General features: G+C 70.5%; 10 protein-coding genes. 2 read left to right on the forward strand and 8 right to left on the reverse strand.

What is annotated here, in order from left to right:
* Positions 1–73: 73 nt before the first annotated feature.
* The 8 genes from ACZ3TS_RS37110 to ACZ3TS_RS37145 form a co-directional block, all read right to left on the reverse strand.
* Positions 74–607 (reverse strand): hypothetical protein, encoded by a 534-nt coding sequence (locus ACZ3TS_RS37110; protein WP_467626344.1) that lies wholly within the window; start codon positions 605–607, stop codon positions 74–76.
* Complete coding sequence (locus ACZ3TS_RS37115) at positions 607–5,616, reverse strand: SbcC/MukB-like Walker B domain-containing protein (protein ID WP_467626345.1); 5,010 nt, start codon at positions 5,614–5,616, stop codon at positions 607–609. Before ACZ3TS_RS37115 ends, ACZ3TS_RS37110 begins: the two co-directional genes overlap by 1 nt.
* Positions 5,613–6,908: a hypothetical protein gene (locus tag ACZ3TS_RS37120; protein ID WP_467626346.1), complete on the reverse strand. Its 1,296-nt coding sequence runs from the start codon at positions 6,906–6,908 to the stop codon at positions 5,613–5,615. Before ACZ3TS_RS37120 ends, ACZ3TS_RS37115 begins: the two co-directional genes overlap by 4 nt.
* Positions 6,905–8,389 carry a DUF2397 family protein gene (locus ACZ3TS_RS37125; protein ID WP_467626348.1) on the reverse strand — a complete coding sequence of 495 codons (1,485 nt, stop codon included), beginning with the start codon at positions 8,387–8,389 and terminating at the stop codon, positions 6,905–6,907. Before ACZ3TS_RS37125 ends, ACZ3TS_RS37120 begins: the two co-directional genes overlap by 4 nt.
* A 284-nt stretch (positions 8,390–8,673) precedes the next feature.
* A complete protein-coding gene (locus ACZ3TS_RS37130) occupies positions 8,674–10,020 on the reverse strand; it encodes an AAA domain-containing protein (protein WP_467626349.1) in 1,347 nt (448 codons plus the stop codon).
* Positions 10,010–11,503, reverse strand: coding sequence for a hypothetical protein (locus tag ACZ3TS_RS37135; protein WP_467626351.1), 1,494 nt, complete (start codon positions 11,501–11,503; stop codon positions 10,010–10,012). Before ACZ3TS_RS37135 ends, ACZ3TS_RS37130 begins: the two co-directional genes overlap by 11 nt.
* Before the next feature lie 14 nt (positions 11,504–11,517).
* Entirely contained in the window at positions 11,518–12,663 is a 1,146-nt protein-coding gene (locus ACZ3TS_RS37140; RefSeq protein ID WP_467626352.1) for a hypothetical protein, read from the reverse strand.
* 50 nt (positions 12,664–12,713) lie between these two features.
* Positions 12,714–13,556: a hypothetical protein gene (locus tag ACZ3TS_RS37145; protein ID WP_467626354.1), complete on the reverse strand. Its 843-nt coding sequence runs from the start codon at positions 13,554–13,556 to the stop codon at positions 12,714–12,716.
* Between the two features lie 133 nt (positions 13,557–13,689).
* On the opposite strand from ACZ3TS_RS37145, the gene ACZ3TS_RS37150 reads away from it, so the two are divergent.
* Positions 13,690–15,012 carry a metallophosphoesterase family protein gene (locus ACZ3TS_RS37150; protein ID WP_467626355.1) on the forward strand — a complete coding sequence of 441 codons (1,323 nt, stop codon included), beginning with the start codon at positions 13,690–13,692 and terminating at the stop codon, positions 15,010–15,012.
* Positions 15,009–18,197, forward strand: a complete 3,189-nt coding sequence (locus tag ACZ3TS_RS37155; protein ID WP_467626356.1) for an AAA family ATPase — start codon at positions 15,009–15,011, stop codon at positions 18,195–18,197. Before ACZ3TS_RS37150 ends, ACZ3TS_RS37155 begins: the two co-directional genes overlap by 4 nt.
* Positions 18,198–18,423 lie beyond the last annotated feature (226 nt).

Genomic DNA, 18,423 nt, shown 5'->3' on the forward strand with positions numbered 1-18,423 from the left:
CAACAGGCGTGGATCAACGACCCAGCAAAGCGGAGGGAACCCGCGCGACAGATCTCATAGCATTACAAGCGTCTCAATTGACTTGACATCCACCGGGAGGGTCGGCGGGCAGCCGTGTCGCCACAGCGGCGAGGGCGTCGACCAGCTTGCGCACCCCTGCGCCTTCGTCGACGCCGATCCCGGCGGCGCGCATCCGCGCGACCAGCCCCGGACACGCCGGCAGCTGTGCGGCCGCGTACTGCCACACATCCTGGCGCAGCACCGCGTCGCTCATGCGCTGCCGCGCGCGGTCGATCACCGGCTGTCCCACAGCATGCTCCACCAGCGCCACCAAGTCCTGCGGTTCCAGCCGCAGCACCTGGCGTAGCGCTCGTACCGGCACTCGCGCCCCGCGGGCGTCCACGACCACTGCGGAGGTGCCGCGCCGCAGCCGCCCCGCGTCGTCCAGCCACGCCCGCAACGCCGCTACCCCCGCCGGCGGCAGCCCGGTCACGCGCACACTCGCCATTGCTGCCGGATCCGTCCCGGCGCACAGCCGGTCGTGCACGGCGGACCACAGCGGGGCCAGTGCCTCATCGTCCGCGACCCATTCCCATGTCGTGCCCATCAGTCGGCCATCCCGCCGTCCAAGCCCAGGCCGAGGTCCAGCGTCAGCGGCTGCGCTTCCCCGTGGCCCTGCCACAGCCACGGCACCGTCACGCGGTGCTTCCCGCTGGTGACGACCTGGTGGATGACGACCTGCCCGGCCTCCTTCTTGATCACTGGGGTCATCGAGGGGGCGGTCGCCAGCACGTCGAACTCCCACCGGCGCAGCAGTCCCAGCATCTGCCGAAGGTTCGCGTCGTCGAACGCCGCATCCAGCTCGTCGATCGACAGCAGCCGCGGCCCGCGGTACTCCCCGCTGTACATCGACCACGCGGCCGCCAGCAGGGGCAGCATCGTGGCCAGGCGCCGTTCCCCGGTCGACAACGTCTCCAGCGGGTTCATGCCGCGCGGCTTGACCTCCTTGAAGCGGTCACCGTCCCCGTCGCTGAACGAGGAGTGTGTCACCGAGATCGTCCACTCGTGCCAGGCCCGGTAGTCGAAGGTGTGCGCGACCCGATCCGCCCACGTGTCCCCGACGGACTCGTCCATCCGCTGCCGCAGCACGTCATACATCCGCTCGAACATCTCGTCCGAGGGGGGACTTTTCACCAGTTCCACCATGGCCTTCGCGTCCGCGTCCTTGCGCACCGCCCACTCGACCTTCACGCCGACCCGGGCCACCCCGGTACGCACGTCCGCCAGGGTCTGGCCGATCTGCCGCACCAGTTGCTGCGCGAGATCTTGGCGGACCTGGACGTCGCGCTGCAGCTGGGCGAACATGCTGGTCTTGATGGCCTTCTTGATGTCGGCGCGCAGGTCTTGCTCCAGCTGGGCGACTGCCGCGCGCAGTGCCTCCACCGCTGCGCGCAGGTCCTGGCCGCGGGCGGCGGCAGGGTCGGCGACCTCGGCACGCTGCCAACCGGTGCCCGAAATGTTGGTGAGGATGACCTGGCGGTTGAACCGGGCCAGTGCGCTGTTGGCGGTGCGGGCGGCGCCCTCGAGGGTCTTCAGCGCAGCGTCCCGGGCCCGGGAGGCCGCGGCGAGCCGGTCCGCCCCCACCCCCGCGCCTGGCCCGGTGGGGCGGTCGGCCAGTAGGTGCCTGGCCCAGGCCAGTCCCGCGGTCAGGTTCGCGGGCCGGCCCTCCGGCCCGGTGGAGATGTCCTCGCCGACCAGGGCCAGGCCCTCGTCGACGAGCCGGCCCAACCGGGTAAGGCAGGCATCGCGGTGCTCCTCGGCCGCCTGACGCAGTGGCGCGACCTCATCCAGCCGCGCCCGAGCCGACGCCGCGTCAGCAGCAGCCTCTTCCTTGGCGCGTTGCAGCTCCTCCACCCGTGCCCGGGCGCGGTCGAGCGCACCGGTGACCTCCTGCAGCGAGGCGCGCAGCTCCTCGTACTCGGCGCCGTGCAGGCGCCGCATCTCCTCGACAGCCGCCTTCTCGCGCCCAGCGTCCACAGAAACCTGCTCTGCCTCCCGAGCGGCGTCGGCCGCCAGGGTCCGCCAGCGTTCGGCGGTTGCCGCGTCCTGGCGTGCCCGTCCCGCGAGATCGATCACACGCCCTGCGGCGCCCCGCCAGGCCTCGACCTGCCGAAACATCAAGGTGGTGTCCTCGCGGTGGGCATCGGCCGCCTTCGGATCCGTGGGCAACACGGTGCCGCCCCCCGCGTCGGCTGCCCTGTTCAACGCCCGCAGCGCCTGACGCACGGCCTCGCCGGCCCGGCGGTGCCGCTCGCGCGCGTCGGCCGTGCGCCTGATGGAGTGCTGCAACTGCTCGCTCGCGTCGTCCTCCTGCTGTTGGGCCGAGAAGACCTGATCCAGCGGCGGGAAACCGGCCTGCTCGGCATCGGCGTGCGCCTGGGCTTCCTTTGCCTGCTCCCACCCGGCGTGACTGGCGGCCGCGGTCCCGGCCGTCTCCCGCGCCGTGCCTTCAGCCGCCCGGGCTGCGGCCAGTGCCGCGGTCGCCACCTGTTCGGTGTGCCGTGCCTCCTGGGCCAGCAGCTCCAGCGCGCTGCGGCGCCGCGCGGCAGCCGCGTCCAGGGCGTGTAGTGCCTGCACCAGCCCACGTTCGGCCAGGCGGATGTCCAGGGCGGACCGGTTGCGGGTCTCCTGCAGCGCCCGGAGGAGGCCCTGCCACCTCTCACGGGCCTGCTCCCACCCGGCGGGGGAGGGGAACCGGTCCCGCTCCATCGCTGCGGCGTTCACCCGGGCGCGAGCGCGCGCAGTCTCCTCGCGTGCCCGATGCAATGCCCCCTGCGCCTGGTCGAGTTGCTGCTCCAGGCTGGATACGTGCTGGAGCCGGGCGCGTTCGCGGGCACTTTGCCCGATGAACCGCGCCTGGTAGCCGGCCGGTGCGACCGCGGTCGCCACCGCGATCGTGACCTGATCGTCCGCCGACGGGTCCAGGGGAATCGACTGCAGCAGCTGGTGGACCCGCTCGGGGGCGATCCGGCCCTGCGCGTCGGGCCAGAGTACGTCCGCCAGACTCGCTCCCGACGCCGCCGCAGCTCCAGGTCGCAGGGTCACATCCCCTGCCACCGCCTGTCCGTCGGCACGGACCAGTGCGTCCAGCAGGCCACTGACCAGCAGAGCACCCTCGAGGCGATCTCTGGCCTCGTCAGTCAGGTGTTCGGCGAAGTCCACCAGCGCCCACAACGGGGTGCCGTCCACGGGCTGTCGGCTGCGCCACAGCGGTGCCGGTGGCACCGGCGCCGCTTGTCGGGCCTGCTCCAGCTGCTGCTCCAGGTCGCGGACTGTCTCCTGCGCGAGTCCCGCCGCTTGGTCGGCGGCGTCCACCGCACGCTGGAGCCGTCCGGCGGCCGCTGCGTGCGCTCGCTCCAGGGACACCTGGATCTGCGCGACTGTCTGCGTGGCGTCGACCGTGGTCCCGTCCCCGGCCGGCTCCGGCACCATGCCGACGTCGATCAGTACCGCGTCATGCCGCCACCCGCCGACCAGGCCCTGCCACTGCTCCCAGGCCGCCACGGCCGCCGATCCGGCCCCGTCCGCTGCCTCCTGAGCCTGCGCGACGGCGGCCTCCGCCTGTGCGACCTGCCGCAGGTGCGTCTCCTGGTGCTGCTCCCGGGCCTCCTGCTCGGCCGCGTCCTGCTCCAGGGCCTCCTCCTGCGCCCCGCGCAATGCCTGCGAGGCTTGCTCGGCCGCGCTGAGTGCCTGCTCCCACAGCGTGCGTGCCTGCTCCCATGCCCCGGCCGCCTGCTCGGCCACCGCGCGGTCCGCGACTGCCTGCCGATGGTGCCCTGCCGCGTCGATCCTCGCCCGCGCCTCGCCCGCGACTTGTGCGAGCCCTGCTGTCAGTTTCCCGACGGGCAACCGCTCCCCGTCGCCGCGACCGTCCCGCACGAGCAGCTCGAGGGCGGGACCGCGCAACTCCACTGCCTCATCTGCCCACTGCCGCATCTCCTCCAGCAGCGTGTCCTCGGCCCGCGCCCGCGTCCTGCCCTTCTGGTCGGCCGTGGCCCGGTCCGTTTCCTCGACCCCTTCGGCCTCGCGCAGATCGGCCGCCGCCGCGACTTCCATTCCCTGCGCCGTCGCATGGTCCCCGAGCGCGGCTTCTACCTTCCGCATCTGGGAGATCCGGGTGTCCACCCACGCCAGCGGTGCCGCGCACGCCTCGTCGACCACGCCTGCGGCCACTGCCGCGGCCTCGGCCCCCACCAGCCGCTCGTCGAGGGTGAGCAGTCCCTCCAGGGCCGCATCCGCGCCCAGCCGGCCCCCCACCACCCGCAATGGCCCGGACACCGCCGACACGGCGCCCTGCGCCGACCGGACGCCATCCGCCGACTCCCGGGCGGCGCCCTCAGCCCGGGAAGCCTCGCCGCCGACCTCGTCCGACCGCTTGGCCGCCGTGCGGGCGGCAGCGGCCAGTTCGACCGCCCGCTGCTCACGCTGCGGAAGGACCGCGCCCGCGTGTCCACGCAGCTCCTCCTCCGCCGCGTTCTTGCGCCCCTCCAACTCCCCGATCTCGGCCCGCGTCCCGGCCAGCAGCTCCACGGCCTCGGCTTCCCGCGCCCCGGCCTGCTGCGCCTCCTCACTCGCCTGGCGCTCACGCCTGGTCTGAGCGTCGAACCCGGTGTTCGCCGCGATGAGCGAGGCGGCCTCGACCACCGCCACCGCCTCCACATACCGGCGATACGCCCGTTCCGCGCCCTGCAGCAGCTTCTCTTCCGCCTGGGCACGCTCCAACTGGTCCTCGAGTTCGGAGATCCGCTCCATTGCCTGAGCGATCACCGTCAGCCGCTCGCTGTCCAGCGCAGGCAGTGCGCTGGACAGCAGCCGGCCCATCTCGGCTGCGGAGATCGCCTCGGCAGTGCGCACACTGCGCAGGCTGCGCAGCACTCCCACCAGCGCGTCGAACTGCACCTCGTCCAGCGGGGCGAACAACTCCTCGCGTACCGCCCGCCGGTAGTCGTGCTCGTCCCCGACCACCCGCAGATGCTCCGACAACCGCGCCCGGTTCGAGGCCGCAGACGAGGAGCTGGAGGTGAAGGCCTGCCCCTGACAGGCAGCCAATTGCGCTGCGAGGTCACCGATCCGCACCGGCTCCCGGTCCACCTGCAGACTCAGCTGCTCCCCGACTCGTCCCCGCGCCAGGAAAAACACCCGGTGCACCGTCTTGCCGACTGCCCTCAGCCACAACCCGGTCGTCACATACTCCACAGTCCCGCCATCGGTGCGCCGCCCGTACTCCAGCCACCACACCCCCGTGCGGTCCTGCTGTTCGTCCCGGTCGGTGTGCCGGCTCAGCAACGTCCCCGCTGCCTTCCCCGACACCGACAAGGCGGTCTGCGACACATCCGCGTCCAACAGCACCGTGACCAGCATCGATGCCGACAAGGACTTCCCCGACCCGTTCGGTCCCGCGAGCGTCAGCCACCCGTTGGCGAACAGCAGTTCCTCCTCGGCCCAGGCCCAGGAGTTCACCACTCCGGCCCGTGTGGGCTGCCAGCGGCCCTCCGCGACCGGCATTCCCAGCCCACGGCCACCGGCCTGGACGGGCCCGTTTCCGGCGATCCTCACACGTCCCCCTCAGCCGGCTCGGCACCGGACGCCTCGCCGGGCTCTGGCCCCGCTGCTCCGCGGGCAGCGTGCGCCACCCGCACCCGCCACAGATGCACCCCAGGCGTCGCCTGCCACTGCTCCGTCTCACCTACCACCGGCACCAGCAGCCGCGCGGCCGCCAGCTCACTAATCGCTGCCCGCGCCAACGCGGGAAGCTGCGCCTTGTGACCGGCCGCCCAGTTCGGCATCACCGCCCGCACCTCCTCCAGTAGCTCCACTACGTCGCCCACCTGCACCACCGAACCAGTCCGGCCCCGCTCGGACAGATGAGCCAGTAGCGCCAGCGCGGCCTGCCGCTCCATCCGCCGCCCGTTGGGGAAGTCCATTGCGGTCCCGAGCCCGCTGGGATTGGTGACCTCCCACCAGTCCCGGCGCACTGTCACCCCCAATCCCAGGCTGGCCAGCAGTGCCAGCCCCCGCTCCCGGCCGGCCAGCGTGTGCAGGTATGCCGTCCCCGGCGTCTGCTCGTCGAAGGGATCCACGCCCGGGTCGTCCACCAGCCGCCGCAGCGCCTGCAGCCGCCGCTCCTCCAACGACGCCGTCTGATCCGGCTCCGGCATCATCGGGTCGAGCAGCGAAGCGGTCGACAATGCCGCCGCGTGCTCCTGCGGAGGCAGCGCGTCCAGGCCGAGCAGCGCGGGGGACAGTGACGAGAACCGTGCCGCCAGCCGGTCCCTCGAGGCCGTCACCACAAGGTCAGCGTCCTCGTCCATCACGACCCGCTCCAGGTCGGAGTCGGCCTCCACCGAACCCTCGGCCTCCAGCACCTGCAACGCGTCCACCAGGTTCTGCCGGTGCCAGCGGGCCTCCTGCTTCGACGTCCCCTCCCCTGCCACCCACTGCACCCGCGGCAGCCCACCAGAGGTAGCCTCCTCTGCGCACACCTGCGCGAGCGCCTGCATCAACTCCCGCACGCTCAACCGCGGCCGCCGCCACAACTGCTCGCACACCAGGCACACCAGCACCAGCGCCTCCTGGGACAGCAGCACCGGACGGCCTCCGCCGCGGGTCACCGAAGGCCCCCGGTCGCCAGGGACATCCACACGCCGCTTGTGCAGCCGGACCAGCTGCGCCACCTCCAGTACCTCGAACGTCCAGCCCAGTTCCGACCGGAACAGCCCCGCCAACGAGGCTTGCCCCTTTACAGCCGCCCGGTACAGCTCCGGCTCAGCCTCGGCGCGAAGCCGTCCCCGATCCGCCAGCACCCGGGCCGCATCCCGCAAATCGGCCTCCAACACCTCGCCGCTCATGCCGCCCCCCGCGCGACCGCTTCGTCGGCCCGCTCGCTCTCATTGACACGGATACGCAGATCCGGGCCGGTCAGCACCCCTTCGGCCAACTCCACCCGGACCTGCCGGTCTGCCATCCCCGGCCGTACCCGCACCACGACGTTGGCCCCCTCGGCCACCGCAGCCCCGAACCCCAGCACCGGGTCGAATTCCTGCAGCGCCGCCTCCACCGCCCGCAGCAAGATCACCGAAGCATCCGCTGCCAACCCCGCGAAATGCTCCAGCCCCACCTCTCCGGGCGTCACCAGCACCCGGGCAAACCGGCGGCGCAGCTGCGCCTCCTCGCGTGCCTGCGCCAGCGCGCCCTCCCGGTCCACGGTGGTGTCCGCCAGCTTCCGGGGCCTGCCCCCAGGCTTCCCCACCCGCTCATGCTCACGCAGCGTCACCTCTACGCGGTGCACCGTGAGTCCGGCTGCAGCCACCGTCGCATGAGCCACGTCCTCCTCGGCCGGCCCGATCTGAGCGTGCCACGCCGGCCAGTCCCCAAACGCCGCCCCGTACACGCGCCGCGCCTGCTCCTCGCCGCCCTGCCGGTGCAAACTGCGCGCCACAGAGCGGAAGTCAGCCCCCAGATCCGCACCCCGCCTCCTGGCCGCGTACCGCCGGTCGATCGCGATCAGGAGCGTGTGCACAGCACCAGTCGCCGAAGCGATCAACCGGTAAACCGTCCCGTCCGGCGTGAACCACGCCTCCAAGTCGGCCAAGCGACGCATCCGCTCGTCCACCCAGCGCTGCTGCTCGGCCGGATCCACCAGCCCCGCGTGCACGGCCGCGGTCTCCACGACCGGACCGTGGCCCACCTCCCGCAACGCCGCCAGCGCGTCCCCCACCCGCCGCAGCGCCCGCCCGTACTCCCGCGGGAACTGCCGCAGCGCCTCAAGCACCCGGTCCCGGTTCCTGCCGAACACGTCGTCGTCAGTGACATCGGACTGGACCATCTGCGCCAGCGCACCGTAGAAGTCGGCCGTAACCCGCTGGAGTTCGTCGATCCGGGTCCGCACATCATCGAGATCACCCGTCAGCAGCCCAGGATCACTCGTGAAATGCTCCAGCATCCGGCGGACCGTCTGCTCCACACCGTCCAGCAGCCGGCTCGGCAGCTGCAGTGCACGACGGGAGTCCAGCACCGCTGCCCGCACGGCGGCTACCAGCGCCCGACCCCGCAGCGTCAACGCCCAGGCCTCCTGCCGCGAGATCACCCCGCGATAATTGCGCACCGGCGCCGCATAGTCCCTGAACGGCTTGGCGAGCTCCCACTTGGCCAGTTGCTCAAGCGACGACAGCAACTGCTCCTCGGCCAGCCCATCGTGGTAACCCACGGTGCGCAGTTGCTCGAGGATCTGAGCCGGTGTCCACATCGGGCCGCGGGTAGACAGTTCCTCCAACGCAGCCAGCAGGGCCGTATAGCGTTCCCGCACGAGGTCCTCGGGCAGGGCGAACACAGTCCAGTCGCTGGACAGAACGCTCCGCCACCACTGTCGCGATTGATCCATTCCGCCCCTCGCCTCGTACGTTCCCCACGTGTACCGAGCTTCCTAGCTTGAAGGCCACCGCTGACAGATCTCTCACGAATTGGGAACAACGGCCGTTTCCCACCAGGACACAAAGCGCCACCCATCAGTACTTCGCCGTCCCGGCCGCCGGTACTGACGAAGCCCAGAAAAAAGAATGGATTTTCGATTTCGACGGGAAAGCTGCATCCCCGGGTCAGGGTGTTGCCCGGGAGTCATGCGGCGACCCGGTGCTGGGAGAGTTTTGCCAGCATGACCTGATTGGCTTCCCAGCCGTCGGGGAATTTGGCCGGCACGGACAGGTGCACCGGGTCCATCGAGGGGTGGCTGTCGAGGAGGTCGGCGATTCCCTCGCGGGCGACGACGATGCATGCCTGCCGGTGGCGGGAGGCGAGGACACACAGCCGGCCGGTCTCCAGGTGGAAGGCTGTGGCGTCCCGGCGGCCGGACAGCGGGTGTACGACGATGACGACTTCGAACTCGCGGCCCTGCAGCCTGTTCGCGGTGTCGACCGCCACATCCGGAGCGTCCGGGTGGCCGGTCCGGGTGAGTGCGGTGCGCACCAGGTCGGCCTGGTCGCGGTGGACGACGCCGATGGCGATGTCACGGGCGGTCAGGGGGCGGCCGTCGGGGTTGCGTTCGCAGGTGGCGACCGCTCCGCGCTCCAGCAGCCGACCGGCGAGATTGGCGGCGGTCTGGATGGTTTCGGTGTCGGTGCGCGGGACGTGGCGGCGCTTGAGTTCGTGCAGGGCCCAGCCGGTGGTGAAGGCCATTGTGAGGGTCTCGTCCAGGTCGGTGCTGCCGAATCCGGCGGTGTCGAACCCCAGGGCGCGGGTGCCGTGGTCGGTTCCGGCGGTGAAGCCGGTGAACGGATAGAAGGCTTCATTGACGGTGGGCGCGGCGGAGGACGGGAGGCGCCAGGACACCGGCAGCCGGTGCACGGGGATGCCCGGGTTGTGCTCCAGCATCACGCTGACGCCGTTCTGTGTCGGGTCGTGTGGCAGCCCGATCCAGCGTTCGGTGCCGACGATCGTGAACGGGTCCAGCTGGCCCGGGTCGCCGACGAACAGGCCGCGGTCGAAGCGCTCGACAATCTGCAGCAGCATGTCCGAGCGCATCTGGTAGGACTCGTCCAGGATCGCCCAGCCGAACGTGCTGTCGCGGACGGTGGCCCACTTGGCGGCGGTGCCGACGATGATCTGGCAGTCGGCCAGGTCGTCCAGGGTACGGCCGACGGTCGTGTTCGCCAGGCCGACCAGGGCCGGTGGCGGGCTGTAGCCGGTGGCGCTCAGACGGCCGACGGGGATGTCGGGGTGCATTTCGGTGAGATTCTCGATCAGGTCGTCGACCTGGTTGTTGGTCTGGGCGACGATGATCGGGCGTTCGCCGCCTGCGGTGAGTTCCTGGGCGGCCCGGATGACCAGGGTGCTCTTGCCAGCGCCCGGTGGGGAGTCGACGACGACGGCCTTGTGCCGGGTGTCGGCCAGGTCGGCGAGGATCGCCGTGGTGGCGACATTCGCGGCTGCGGCCGGGTCGGGTGCGGTGGTGTCGTCAGTCCTCATGGCCCCACTCCTCTGCGGCGGCGTCCTCGGGTACGGCGGAGTCGGTGTCCGGCTCGTCGGGGCCGGGGCTGTGTGTCCACGGGGTGTGATCGGATGCCGGGAATACGGGTGTCGGGCGCCAGCCCGGGTCGGGAAGGTAGGCGAGGCGCTGGCCGGGCTCCGGGACGGTGCCCGGGTTCGGGGTGCGGGAGCGTCCCATGCCGCCGGTGACCTCCACGGTGACCAGCGTGGTGTCGCCGTCGGGGTGGACGGAGGCGATGACGGCCTTGTGGCCTGCCGGCATGGACGGGCTGATCAGTTTGGTGCCGGCGGCCAGCCGTACAGGGTCGTCGGTGCGGAGGGTGACGTACGGGCGTGGCACCCGTCTGTTCTTGGCCGTGGTGACCATTCGGCCGGGCACGCTCTCCTCGACCGTTCCCGCGAATGCCTCCCCGGCGCTGCGCCGGTCGGCCAGCACGAACGGGTCGTCGAACGCCATATCGGCTTCGAAGTCGGCCAGCGCTCGCTCCAGCCGGCTCAGGCGTTGTGCCGCGCCGATCGCGGTGTCCCGCTTGCGCTGGGGAAAGCCGCCGGCATCCCGGTAGTCGGAGTAGGAGGTGAAGGACACGCAGTCGCGTTCGAAGCGCTTGGCGGTCCGCGGTGCTTCGGGGACGGACCGCAGCAGCGATATGGCTGTCCACATCATGCGCCAGGTGGGCTTGACCTGTTCCGCGACCAGGTCGCGCAACTCGGCCTGGGCAGTGGCCAGGTCGTGTGGGTCGCCGAGGGTGTGGGCCGCGTCGAACCGTTGGATCGCAGGTGCCAGGTGCCGGTTGTCGAACTCCGGGGACGTCGCCGGGCCCGCCGGCGGGCAGATGTCCGGGTTCTCCGCGTCGGCCAGGGCTTGCTCGACGCTCAGCCCGTCCGGGGGCGCGATCCAGGCCATGAGCGACGCCAGGTTCTGGTCCTCCAGCGTGCTTTGGCCGGTGGCCCAGTGCTCGCTGAGCATCGCGGTGACGGGCATCAGCATGGAGGTGCCAGCCTGCTCAGACGTGTCGACCAGGAACGTCAGCCACATGCCGAACTCGGGGACGACGTCTGGTACGGCGTAGGGGCCGGACGTCGAGCGGAAGCGGCACATGCGTCCGAGGTCGGCCAGGGCTTTGATGCCGCCGTGGTTGGGGACGAGGATCTGCGGCGCGTCGCTGTAATGGGAGCGCTCGCCGTCGCCGCGGCGGTCCTGGCGGTAGGAGTCGATGTACCTCATCACGATCTGGCCCAGGTCGGCGGCGAACGTGAACCTCTGGTCGCGGTTGCGGGGCTGCGGCACGACCAGCAGCGTCATGTCCCTCTTGGCGGTGCCGATCATGGCCGCCAGCGGAGCTCCGGCTTCTCCGGCCATGGTCAACGGGATGATCACCAGTGGCCGCCCCGACAGGCGCCGGTGGCGGAACTCGGTCTGGTGTACCGCCTCCATGGTTTCCATCGCCTCTACATGCGCCAACGCAGACAGCATGCTCACGCGGCACCCCCGACTTCTCCGGTCAGCTCGGCGCGCAGCCGTGCTGCGTGCCGCAGCGCGGCGGCCATGTCGCTCTGGTCAGCGGTCGGTGTCAGCTGCCCGCGGGCCAGTCCGAGGGCCATGGTCACGGTGTCGATCCCGCCCAACTGTTCGCGCACCGCCGGGCCGAGTACGTCCAGTGAGGCTTCCGCGCGGGCGCGGGCGCGGCAGTAGAACGCCATCTCGCAGTGGCTCAGGCAGTCCGGGCGGTACGTCGCGGGCACCTGTTCCAGCGCCTCGGCCAGTTCTTCCGCCGGGCGGCGGGGCTGCTTGTTGTCCTTGTCGATGTCGAGATCGAAGGTGAGTCCTTCGGGCAGCAGGTCCACGAGGTCGCTGATGCGCTCGATGCGGGCCAGCTGACGGGTCAGGGCGGATACCTGCTTGCGGGCGTCGACGAATGCCGCGGTCGGGCGGTTGGTGAAGTCCTTCGGTGCGACCAGCACGATGGTGTCGGACACGGCCTCCGGGCCGATCCCGGCCTCCTCAAGGAGAGCGCGCAGCGCGATGACGTACGCGCACGCCTGTGTGGTCGCCGACCGCACCTGCGCTGGGTCGGCCTGCCCGTCGATGATCGGGAAGCTCTTGATCTCCACGATGTAAAAGCGGCCGTCGATACGGAAAGCCACCAGATCCGGCTCCAGGAACGCCTCCTGCCCGCCGACCTCGAGGTAGAGCATCGGGTGGTCGAACAGGGTGCCGTCGCCGGTGCCCTGGGCTGCCTGCAGCAGTACCCGGGCAGTGTGGTCGCGGCGGCTCTCGTTGCGGCCGTCGCCGCCGACGTCGTTCAGGTCTAGGTACGCCACCTCGGGCAGCGTTAGCTTCAGCGTCTCGCGCAGGACGCGCAGGAGTTCCGCGCAGCCGTTGTCCTTCACCATCGCCTCGAAGACGTTGCCGCGGGCGAAGGCGAAGGCGGACTGGCCGAAGGGGGAGGGGTAGCCGGCGTGCTCGGCGATCGCGGCCTTGTCGGATCCGGAGGCGTCCAGCAGGGCCCGCAGCGTGCAGCGCGGGTTGTTCTCCAGGGCGGCCAGCGAGCGGGCGTTGTAGGGCCGGCGCTTTGCGGATCCGCGCAGCGCGGCCAGTCGGTCGTCGACGGGTGCTTTCACGGTGTCGGAGATCCTTGCAGGGGAGAGAGGACTGTTGTTGAAGGAGAGGGTCAGGCCCGGGCCCGCAGGTGTGTGACGCCCCGCGAGGGCGCGCCGAACAGCTGCTGGTCGTCGCTCAGCGACTTGCGGGCCCGCCGCGAGGCCTCGGCCCGGGCGGCTCGGTCGGCGTCGGCGTGCACGTCCAGCTCGGCCCGGGCGGCCTCGATCACCTGCTCCGGATCCAGAGCACTCTCGTGACCGGAGGCGCTTTTCGGCATCGCGTCGGGGATGTTCACGGCGAAGCGCCACAGTAGCCGTAGCGCCTCCGGGCTGGGCCCGCTTCCCGCGGACTGTGCCGCGGTGTGCACCGCCTCGGCGATGCGGATCGCGCCGGTGAGGAAGTCGACGCGTGGTGAGTGTGGTCCGATGATGCGCTGTTCCAGCGTCCAAGTGCTGATGGTGACGAGCGCCCGCACCGGTGTCAGCAGGTCGTGCGCCAGTGCCGGGGGGAGGTAGTACGGCCGGGCGCCGGGGCTGGAGCGGTAGGAGCGCTCCTCGTCCCGGCGCAGGCTGGAAAGCTTGGACGCGGACAGCTCGCCCGGGAAGAACGCCTCGTGCACGCCGACGATCAGTTTGGGGGCGGCCGGGGTCCCGAGCAGCATCAGGGCGCGGTGGACGTGCTCACGTGCCGGGAGCTGCGCTCCGCGGGCGGCCGGAGCTGCTTCCGGCGTGGGCCGGGGCGGTGCGGGCGCCGGTTCGTCGGCGTCGAGGAGGGCGTCCCAGGCCCGCTCGGCACGGCGCAGCTGCGCCCGCAGCTCGCTGGCGCGCTCGGTGTCACCGGCGGCGGAAGCGTCGCGGATCGCACGCCGCAGGGTGCTGATGCTCTTCTCCAGGGCGTCCAGCGGATCACTCATGCCCCAGACGCTACCAGACTTCCAGAGTTTTCCAGACTTCTTCCCGAGATTGGGTGTACAGTCGGCGCCACCGAACCTCCGGCCGAGCGGCGCAGCCGCAGCCGCCCGCCGACCGTCCCCTGGAGGCGTCCCCGTGACGGCACGCGTATTCCACACCTCCGACTGGCACCTGGGCCGCCAGATCGGCCGCTACCGACGCGACGCCGAAGTCGACGCCGTCCTGGACGAAATCATCGACATCGCCGACGAGTTCGCCCCCGACCTGATCGTGCACAGCGGCGACCTGTTCGACAGCTCCCGCCCGGGCCTGGACGACATACGCCGCGCAGCACAGGCACTGCGCCGCCTCGGCGCGATCGCGCCCGTGGTCGTCGTCGCCGGCAACCACGACACCACTCACGTTCTGGCATTCGTGGAGTACGTCCTCAACGACATGGGCAGCCGCGAACACGACCAGGCCCGGGTCCGCTTCGCCACCGACGCCCGCCCCGACCGGCTGCTCGTCGCCGACTACCCCGCCAACGACGGGGACCTGACGCTGCGCATCGGCGCACTGCCCTACCTGCACCCCAACAGGTTCACCTACGACTTCGCCGATCCCGCCCTGACGACCGCGACCTACGCCCAGCGGATGCGCACCGTCCAGGCCGACGCCTACCGCCGCCTGACCGCGGGCAGCGGCGCCCGGGACGTTCTGGTCTTCGCCGCCCATCTGTTCATCGAAGGAGCCGCCCCCTCCTACTCGGAGAGGAAAATCTCCATCGCCGACGACTATGCAGCCGCAGCCACCGACATGCCCGGCGTCGCCTACGGGGCCCTCGGCCACATCCACAAGCCGCAGCGCGTCGCCCGCGCCGGATTCCCGGCCTACTACGCCGGCAGCCCGCTGCAGATGGACTTCGGCGAGAGGGGCGACACCAAGAGCGTCGTGCTGGCCGAGATCGGCCCGGGCAGGGAGCCCCTCATCGAGACCGTGCCGCTGACCGCCGGCCGCCGTCTGATCCGTCTGGAAGGCACTCTGGAAGAGATCGCGCAGCGCGCCGGCCGGGTCGGAGACGCGTGGGTGAAAGCAGTGGTGAACGTCGAAGCCTTCAACCCGTCCCTGTCCAACACCCTTACTGCGATGTTGCCGCACGCGACGATCGTCGACGTCGAAGAACGCCGCGCCGATACAGCCCACCGCGTGCTGGACCGGGAGACGTCCACCAGGGAACTGCCGGACATCGAAGACCTGCTGCGCGACTATCTGCCCGGCCGCGGCACCACCGGCCCGGCCCTGGACCGTGTCATGGCCGCCTTCGCCCAGCTGCAAGCCGAACCCGACCCCGACGATCCCGCACCGTGCTGCGAGGAGAACCTGCTGACCGCCGCCATCGCAGGCCGCCCCCTCGACAGCATCGACCGCTCCGGCCTGCTGACCGGCACCGACACCACCACAGCGGAGGCGGCACGATGAAACCGCTGGTACTCGCTCTCACCGGATTCCGCAGCTACCCCAGCCTGGCCCGGATCGATTTCACCGGCAAACGCCTGGTCGCAGCCCTCGGCGACACCGGCGCCGGCAAAAGCAGCCTGCTCGACGCCATCGTCTTCGCTCTGTTCCGCAAAAGCACCTGGGATGCCAGAGAACCTCGGCATCTCATCGCCGATGGTGCACAGGCCATGAGCGTCGAGTTCACCTTCCTGCACGACGGACAACGCTGGCACGTACACCGGACCATGCACGCCACTAACCCGAACGCCGCCCGGCACCACCTGAAAAACCTGGACACCGGCGAGGAGACCGACGGCGCCACCGCCGTCGACAACCGCATCAAAGCGGTGCTGCAGATGGGCTACGACACTTTCCTGCGCGTCGGACTGCTCCCACAAGGAAAGTTCGACCAACTCCTCACCGCCACACCCAAGGAACGCAGCCCACGGCTGCGGGAACTGTTCGGCGCCGAGTCACTGGAACTGGTCCAGCAGATGGCCGCCCGCCACAGCCACACTCTCCAGGCACTGCTGAGCGACGCGAGAGTCAAACGCGCCCCCATGCCGGACAACCCCAAGCAGACTGCCGCAGAAGCCAGCGCAGCCGCCGACGCAGCCACCGCCCACGCCGAACGGCTGAATACCGCCATCGAGCGCATCACCGTACTGCGGAGCGAGGTCTTGGCAGCCCGCGCCACCGCGGCGTCGGCCACCAGCACCGCCGAAACACTGTCAACGTGCGCAGTGACCGATGCTGGCGCCACACTCGACGCACTTGAGCCGGTCGCCACCGACATCGCCGCACAACATGCCGCCCTGGACCAGCGCGCCGCCCAAGCCGTAATCCGAGAACGCGAACTGACCGCAGCGATCACCGCCGCAGACGCGGCAGGAGAAGGCCAGGACGCCCTCGCCCAAGCCGCCGTGATCCTCAAGACCCTCGCGGCACACGCCGAGGAACACCGCAGCGAGCGCGACCGGCTCACTGCACTTGCCGAACAACTCGCCGGCGAACGCGACGCCATCACCGAAGCCGAAGCAGAACTGGCCGAGGCCGCCGAACACGTAAAACCGCTGGCCGAGCAGGCACGCGCCGCCGCAAAGACGAACGCCCGGATCCGCGCATGCGCGATCACCGTCCGCACCGCGCTGACCACAGCCCTGACGGCGGCCCGCCGCGTCGCTGGCACCGCGAGCGCACACGCCACCGCAGTGGACCGGCGCACATCCGCCCGTGATGATCTCGGCCCGGTCGAGGCGGAGGCAGAGGCAGCACGCAAAGCCGTCACGGAAGCCGACACTCATCTGGAGGCGCTGCGACGACACCGCACGGCCGCCGCGCTCGCTGCCGAAATGAGCCCCGGTGACGACTGTCTCCTGTGCCACCGGCGGGTCCCGGACGACTTCGCACCCCCGACGGACACGGACACGGTCGAGCTGACCGCGGCGATAGACCGGCTGAGCCGGGCAACAACCGCACGTGACAAGGCCGTCGAACGGCTTGTTGGAGCCCGTGCCGCGGTGACCGCCGCTGAGGAGGCGGTTCTTGAGCGCGAGAGGGAGCACCACAGCGCACAGCAGACAGCGCAGGAGACCAGTGCAGACGCGGTGCGTGCCTTCGCGGACCTCGCGGCTCTGGCCGCCGAAACCCCCACAGGCTTCGACGCCGAATCGGCATCACTCACACTGACCGCGGCCACTGCAGCCCTGGCTGCCCCGACCGCTGATGGCACTGCACCACTCGAGCAGGACGCAGCACCGATCACCGACGCGATCGCCGCATGCGAACAGGCAGCCGCCACGCACGCCGAGCACCTACAGGCCGAAGGGCATCGCCGTACCGCCGCGATCGAAGCCGGCCGCAAGGCGCTGGCAGAGCGCACGCGAGCTCATCAACGCCACACCGACGACGCCGCGAAAGCCTCCGAGCGCCACACCCGTGCCGTGGCCGGCACCACCGCCCAAATCAGCACGCTTCCCTCCCGCATTCAAGCAATGCTGCCGGACGACGCGATCGACGTGCTCGCCGACGAGGCAGCCGCTGCCGCCGCCACTGTCACCGCCCGGCAGGCAGTAGTCCAAGAGCTGTTCGACCAGAGGGAAAAGGCAGGGGCGGAGAAAGCCGAGGTATTTAGCGAACAGCGTGTCCTCGACAAGGACACCCAGGCACGGCTGGAGCACCCGCTGAACAAACTGCGCGGCCAACTGGACGTGTGGGCCCAATCCGTCACCCAGGCCATCACGTATCTCGACGTGTCCGACCAACACCAGGCACCGAAGGCCCCGGCCCAGTCAGAGATCACCGAAGTCCGCAAGTACGCCGCCGAACTGTCGACAACCACCTCAACGCTGGATGACAAGCTCACCCAGCGTGCCGTCGCCGCCGCAGCCCACGTAGCCACTGCCGAGAACAGCCTCAGCGAGCACGCCGCCGCACTTGCCGATGTCGACGGCTTCGATACCAACGCCGACCTCACCACACCCGAAGCGCTCCACCCCCTCGTTGCCGCAGCCGGACAGGCAACCAAAGAAGCCAAAGACCAGCGCCAGAAACAGCGGGAAGCACAGAACCTGATCAAGCCGGCCGCAGACCTGGACTTTGCCATCACCGCGGGCAAGGCCCGCTTCGAAGCCCTGGAAGTCCTGCGCCGCGAACTGGTCGACGCCAAGTTCCTGAACCACCTCACCATGCTGCGCACCCAGGCACTGCTCGGTGTCGCCAGCGACCTGCTCGGCCAGATGTCCGACGGGCGCTTCGGCTTCGCCGACAGCTTCGACATCGTCAGCCGCAACTCCGGCGTCGCCCACCCCCCGAACCGGCTGTCCGGAGGAGAGAAGTTCCAGGCATCACTCGCTTTGGCCCTGGCGCTCGCCGAACTGCACTCCCGCAGCGGCCCGGCCCTCGGCTCCCTGTTCCTCGACGAAGGCTTCGCCGCCCTCGACACCACCGCACTGGACTCCGCCCTCGACGTACTGCGCTCCCAAGCCAACGGGAATCGCCTTGTCATGGTGATCAGCCACCTGCACGCTGTTGCCGAGGCCGTCGACGACGTGCTGCTGGTGGAGCGGACGCCTGCCGGATCGTCCGCCCGCTGGCTCACACCGGCCCAGCGCGACGAACTGGCACAGGCCGACCTAGTCAGCGGCCTACAAGCGCTGGCGCGATAGCTGCGCCGGAACCTTCGACGAACACGTCGTCTCACACGGTCACACTGGCCCGCTGAAATGCACCTGTTCCGGGGTTTGTAGTGGATGTCGCCCCCCGGTTGCATTGAGGACGACCTTCGCATCGGCGCGTAGGCCGCCGTCGTCGTGCCGGGTGGGGGAGTGGCGACACGTCCACAGCCGCAGCACGCCGGCGGTCGGCAGGCCCTTGCGGACGCGGCCCGGTAGG

Source organism: Streptomyces sp. NPDC022910, from assembly GCF_055561075.1.

Coding starts and splice junctions, on each gene's coding strand:
- ACZ3TS_RS37120 (WP_467626346.1), bottom strand. CDS start 6,908: ATGAGCGGCGAGGTGTTGGAGGCCGATTTGCGGGATGCGGCCCGGGTG.
- ACZ3TS_RS37155 (WP_467626356.1), top strand. CDS start 15,009: ATGAAACCGCTGGTACTCGCTCTCACCGGATTCCGCAGCTACCCCAGC.
- ACZ3TS_RS37145 (WP_467626354.1), bottom strand. CDS start 13,556: ATGAGTGATCCGCTGGACGCCCTGGAGAAGAGCATCAGCACCCTGCGG.
- ACZ3TS_RS37130 (WP_467626349.1), bottom strand. CDS start 10,020: ATGAGGACTGACGACACCACCGCACCCGACCCGGCCGCAGCCGCGAAT.
- ACZ3TS_RS37110 (WP_467626344.1), bottom strand. CDS start 607: ATGGGCACGACATGGGAATGGGTCGCGGACGATGAGGCACTGGCCCCG.